Here is a 5,516-nt window from a genome sequence, read left to right as displayed (position 1 = left end):
CTGTTCCTTTTTTAACAATCTTGATTTTACCTGTGATTTCATCGTTTGTGCCATTCACTGTGATGAGCTGATCATCTTTGCCATTAACACTTACTTTCGGCGTTTTGGCATCAAGAGTAATGTCTTGAGTTTTGAAGGTCTTTTGGAAGCCTGGGGAAGCCGTGATTTCTTCCACCGTATAGGTTCCGAAAGGAATATCGGTTAATGTCACGACCCCTTTCTCATCAGTTGTTCCTTCAAAGGTCTTGCCTGTCTTCTTATCAGTGAGGCGGAAGCTATTACCTTTCAAGGTATAGAGCTTGTTCCACATGGTGCTGCCTGAAGCTGTACCTGTCTTTTGAATGGTCACAGAACCTTTTGAATCCGCATTAATTTTCACTCCCATATCGCCAAACAAACCTGTGACAATATCGAAATGTTCACGCCGGCCATCGGTATATGAAAAAGCAACTGTATTAGAGTTCCATTGTTTTAAGACGACATAAGCGGTTGGTAGGAGTTGTCTAGAATCGTTGTTAGTCGCTGTAGATGAACCTGTAACGAGTCCTCCTCCTGATATAGATAAATCTGTATTCGGTCCAACAATATAGGCTAAAGCACCCTGATTGCTTACTTCCGCTAGCTGTCGTGCATCAATGTCTGAGACCTTCATGGCCATCAGAACTTGTTCGTTCGGGATAGGTTGCTTGTTATCCTGTCTTACTAGACCAGCTACATAGGTTGTTTTTTCAATATAACCTGCAGGACGGCCTGTCCCAAGAGCGAGAGAGCCTGTATCGCCCGCTTCTGATATACCGCCTGAACCAGATGAGATTCCCCCACCTGCCGTCACAGCTACTCCAACTGTTATAACAGAACCTTGATTCTTAATGGCCATGGCGATGTCTTTATTGGACCAGCCATCAGCTCCATGTTCTACGTCCACATGTTTGATAACTAAATCAACGGGAATCTTCTCGCCCGTCTCAAGATCAGTGACTGTTCCGACATTGGTTACGGCTAGGGATTGCCCTGGGTTTAGAAAGCCGCCAATATCATCTTTGGTAAAGCCATCTTGTTTGAGAGGATGGAGGATATTTGTCCCAAAGAAGGTGCCAAGTGGCCCCGTCTGTACACCACCAACTCCCTTTACTTCAGAATTAGCGTTCCATTGGATTTGGTCTGCGACATACTTGACAGAAGCTAGGTTCTTGTCTGCGACAAGGGAATCAACGAGTGCTTGGAACTCAGGGGAAGCCATATTTGCGGTGTTGGCTTTCACAACAGGAACATTATTAAGTGTTCCAATCTGTTGTCCGTGCTGGATTTCAGCTGCCTGAACAACGTTTTGATTCCATGGTGCTTGCGGGACGAGTGTTGAAACTCCCGTTCCTGTAAGAGCCACCCCTGCGCTAATCAAAGCAAGGGTGCGTTTGAATTTCTTCTTACCGTTTTTTTTGCGATTGCGGTAAGAAGGTGTTTGAGAATAATTCATCTAATCTTCTCCTTTTCTTTTTTTGAAGTAAAAAAAGTAGCTATTGAGCTACCTGTCTGTTCTATTTTCTCCTTGAGGGAGAACGAGCTGAAATCATCTGGTCTCCTTTCCCTAACCCCTATAACTAACCAAGTAGCTTATAGTCTAAAATCTGTCTAAGCCTGTCATAAATCTCCTTTCTGTGTATAATATAATAAAAACATAACATCAATAAGGAGCTATAATGCCATTACAATTTGAAGAATCTGGTACAAGTATCTATTCTATTGACTATAAGCACTTGATAAGAAAGCTATCTGAAATAGACATTTTTCAAGATAAGGGTATTCAAAAATATTATTTGGAGCAATGGATGGCTGTATTAAAACATGCGGAAAAGAATGATTTAAAAGATTGTTACCCTTATTACAGCTTACATGGCATAAATAATCAGTATTTTACCTATCAACTCTTTTTAGGAGGACAAGAGTGCTTTCTACATTTCAATATCTCTAGAATCATTAATTCACCTAAATTAACAAACATTCCCTCCGAAAACATTTCAATAGAAGAGTTCTCTAATCCTCATTCAGACATCTTATGGAAAAAACCTATGGATGGTAAAAAATCACTATCATTCGGAAAACCAATTCTCATAATACCGTTATCTATAGGAACCTATAACCATATTGTGATAGATGGCAATCATCGTATTCAAGAAGCATTGGATCAATCAGATGACACTATATCTTTTAAGTATATCAATACGCTAACGCTTTTAGAATTTGATACTTTTTTCACTTCATTTGATCAACTCTTTTATACATTTCTATGTGAATTAACATTAATGGCCTTAGAGGAAAATAGTGATGACATCTCACTATTGAAAAAATCTTATCTTCATTATCAGTATAATATTTTTAATCATATTCCCCCAACTCCTCAATCGTCTTCTCTTCTTTGGAAATGGTTTAAGAAAATAATGTCTTCCTTCCCCTGGAGTAAGCGGTAATACATTCTTTTTAGAATGAATTTTCCCGATAGTATGATGAGTCTTTAATAATAATGGTTCTGTTTCTTGGGGCTTCTTAGCCTGTTCCATAGTCTATTCTCCTCCTCAATTACTTTTTTAAAATATAGTTTAAATGACAAATTGAAAAGCTGAAATCATATATTCTCCTTTTCTTCATACTTTGTCCTATTTTTTGATAAAATAAAATCATAGCCTGCTTTTTCTAAGCGTTCATCAACTACTTTCATTACTTGAGGAGAATCTGCTATGTTTATGACATCTCTAAAAAATTCTATATCTTCCCTAAAATTAGCAAAAAAAGCAACTGTCGCAATATTCAATGACTCCAGTTTTACCTCATTGATTTCTGAACACTTTTCATCTGAATTACCTAAAACTTTAGTTATTGCATCTAACATCCATCAAGCTCCTAAATCAATTTATCTGACCACATTAAAAGAACTATTACATCAAAATGATATCTCTCCCAATCAAATTCAAGCTATGGCTTTAAAGTTTCAAAAAATCTTATCTCTGATCATCTATCCTGTGATGCACCAGCCTCAGATACGCCATTGTTTCATGAAAATATTGGCCATATCTATGAAATCGGTCAGTTCTTATACCTCAATCGTTTGAGCATACCTACCGCTTACTTCCATTCAGATACATACGAAAAGTACAAAGATAAGTAGGAATCGTATTCTTCGCAAATTCAAATAACTGCTCTGTTGAAGTTACTTGTTCGCTATCTCTTAAAAACGCTTCAAAACACGAAGCAACCCTGCTCTTCATATTTTCTGTTATTGAAAAGTCAAGACGCAGTGCCTGAAAACAGTATCTCGCCATATGTTGGTTATCTCGAGATGCCAGATTTTGAGTGATTTTCCTCGCCAATGCTTCATCATAATGAGATAAGACAAACTCCCTTATCCTTTCCAAGGAAAAAATATATAATTTTAGATACAATTTTTCTTTATCGTCCATATTTCCTCCTTTGAACATCAAAAAAGACAAGTACGTGACTTGTCTTTTTGTTTAATAATCATACGTTCCGTTATTAAAGTTAGCATCCGCATCATTTAGCTGTTGTTGTCTTTGATCTTGAGTAAGCGATTGTTGGGGCTGTTGCGCAGGAGCTTGCGCAGGTGGAGTATAATCTCCTCCTGTTGTTTGCGCAGGAGCTTGGGCGGGCGCTTGGTAGCTAGGTGTTTCTTGGACTTGTGCCTGTTGTTGTGCCGCAGCCTGTTGAGCTTGCGCTTCTGCGGCTGCTCGTGCTTCTTCCTCAGCCTTTGCTTGCGCTACGGCTTGTGCTGCTCGGGCTGCAATCGCATCTTTCACGAGATTGATACGGTGTTGGAGCTTGCCTTTTGTCGCTTTGTCTACGACCTTATCCGTTGCGGTTTGAGCTGGTTGAATATTGCCATCCACTTGTTCAGCCTCCAGTTTTGCGACAGCTGCTTCTGCTTCTTTTGCGAGCTCCGCCTCAGCTTCTTTCTTGGCCATATTCACTTTTACAGCGTCAATCCGTTTGGTCAATTTGTCTTTTGAGTCTCCTGCTTTTAAGCCTTTAACGGCAGTCTCAGCTGGTGAGACATTTTCTTTGACTTGATTATCCTCAAGGAGTTTAACGGCTTTTTCAGCTTTCTTCATCAGCTCATCTTCTTTATCTACGCTTGAGCTTGATGTACTTTGTTCGACTTTTGGAGTAGAAGTAGGCTTTGTGCCAGGTTGGGAGAGGACATAGCCTCCTGTCCCCAACACCACAATACCTGCGACCAATCCAGTCATTCCTTTTTTGTTTTTAAAAATAGCCTTTAGTTGTTCTTTCATTGACTTTTTCATCTGTTTACCCACTTTCTTTTTTACAGTTTTATTATATCATAATGTGTTCATCTTTTGTAGCATTTTTTTATTTGCGATATCCTTTGCCTGTTAGACGGAGAACACTCTTTTTTCCTGTGCCTTCTCGTCTAGCGATTAAGACCCCATTTGATAGAATCGTGCGAATCTGTGAGTAAAGACTTGTATAGTCGTACATAACTTCGACCATTTCAACTGTGCCAGCAATATAACCTTTTTGTGAAATTGTTCCAAAACGTGGATGTAATTTCACGGTACGTCCGTCCACGAGTCGGGCGGTTACTCCGCCTCGTTGACCTAGTTTGCGTAAGTCAGCTAATGTGACTTCAGTATCTCTTTTGATTTGATTCATGTTTTTTCCTCCTAGCGAATCAAAGGCGATTGACGCCGTGCTGTGAGAAGACGTATCTTCTCATCGGTATTTCTTACACACAGTTTATAGTCTAGAAACTGCAAACTCCTTCAGCTTATGGTTATGAACCATGCTTTTGCGTTATGTGCCTGGGCTAGATATCCTTTTCTAGCTACTACACCACCCCTATTTCTCTTTTATCCATAGGCACGCTAATCGGGATAGTGGTTGGTATTCAGTTTTCAAGGAACGTAAACAGTTTTACGACGTATTTAGGTCAAAGGGTTAAGTCCTTTTCAATTCTTCCAATTGGCATAATAAATTGTAGATGTCAGGATATGAAGATTTGATGTGCTCTAGCTCAATATAAAAACCTTTTTTGTCATCCAGCAATGACCGTGAAAAGTAGTTACTGAGCGACAGAAGAAATTGACTGTAATCAGCTTCTCTATTACAAGATACTTCCCGATGGATCTCATTAAAAATCTTTACCATAAGGAGCTTTATGTGTCGCTCCTTTTTCTGTACTATCATTCCAAACATCACTCCACCTCAATTCTTTCCGCTGGGTAATACACATCTGCCGCACTGTTATCGAATAGTTCATCTAGCACTGCTTGCAACTTGTCTATTGCATCGGTTGGAAGTCGATCATATAACATGACATCCATTTCCTCATAGCCATCTTCAGCTAATCGCTCTATGACATACTCAATGACTGATTCAGCGTCGGTTTTTAAACGTTCACATACTGTTGTGTGCCAACCCTCTTTTTCTTCAAAAGACATATCCTCCCATAGTTCTATTAAACTTTCGATAGGCATTGCCTCTCCATT

7 protein-coding genes are annotated in these 5,516 nt (G+C 39.4%); 1 reads left to right on the top strand and 6 read right to left on the bottom strand.

Going from position 1 to position 5,516, the window contains the following annotated elements:
- The coding region (locus E4T82_RS11795) for a prealbumin-like fold domain-containing protein (protein WP_228065159.1) at positions 1 to 1,474 on the bottom strand (1,474 nt) is incomplete at its 3' end.
- Between the two features lie 223 nt (positions 1,475 to 1,697).
- Here E4T82_RS11795 and E4T82_RS11790 point away from each other — a divergent pair.
- The gene (locus E4T82_RS11790; protein ID WP_135182962.1) at positions 1,698 to 2,465 is read left to right on the top strand and encodes a hypothetical protein; all 768 of its coding nucleotides are present in this window, start codon (positions 1,698 to 1,700) and stop codon (positions 2,463 to 2,465) included.
- Positions 2,466 to 2,620: 155 nt separating this feature from the next.
- Here E4T82_RS11790 and E4T82_RS11785 read toward each other — a convergent pair whose 3' ends face one another.
- The 5 genes from E4T82_RS11785 to E4T82_RS11765 form a co-directional block, all read right to left on the bottom strand.
- Positions 2,621 to 2,884: a hypothetical protein gene (locus E4T82_RS11785; RefSeq protein WP_135182961.1), complete on the bottom strand. Its 264-nt coding sequence runs from the start codon at positions 2,882 to 2,884 to the stop codon at positions 2,621 to 2,623.
- 226 nt (positions 2,885 to 3,110) lie between these two features.
- Positions 3,111 to 3,452 carry a hypothetical protein gene (locus E4T82_RS11780; RefSeq protein ID WP_135182960.1) on the bottom strand — a complete coding sequence of 114 codons (342 nt, stop codon included), beginning with the start codon at positions 3,450 to 3,452 and terminating at the stop codon, positions 3,111 to 3,113.
- Between the two features lie 51 nt (positions 3,453 to 3,503).
- Positions 3,504 to 4,298, bottom strand: coding sequence for a hypothetical protein (locus tag E4T82_RS11775; protein ID WP_135182959.1), 795 nt, complete (start codon positions 4,296 to 4,298; stop codon positions 3,504 to 3,506).
- A 79-nt stretch (positions 4,299 to 4,377) separates the two neighbouring features.
- On the bottom strand, positions 4,378 to 4,680 hold the full coding sequence (locus E4T82_RS11770; protein WP_135182958.1) for a hypothetical protein: 303 nt from the start codon (positions 4,678 to 4,680) through the stop codon (positions 4,378 to 4,380).
- 542 nt (positions 4,681 to 5,222) lie between these two features.
- On the bottom strand, positions 5,223 to 5,516 hold a 294-nt coding region (locus E4T82_RS11765), incomplete at its 5' end, for a hypothetical protein (protein ID WP_135182957.1).

This window comes from Streptococcus cuniculi, from assembly GCF_004570575.1.
GTDB classification, from domain to species: Bacteria; Bacillota; Bacilli; order Lactobacillales; family Streptococcaceae; genus Streptococcus; species Streptococcus cuniculi_A.
Note: the sequence above shows the minus strand (reverse complement) of the source record. Positions and strands in the feature narration are given on the sequence as shown.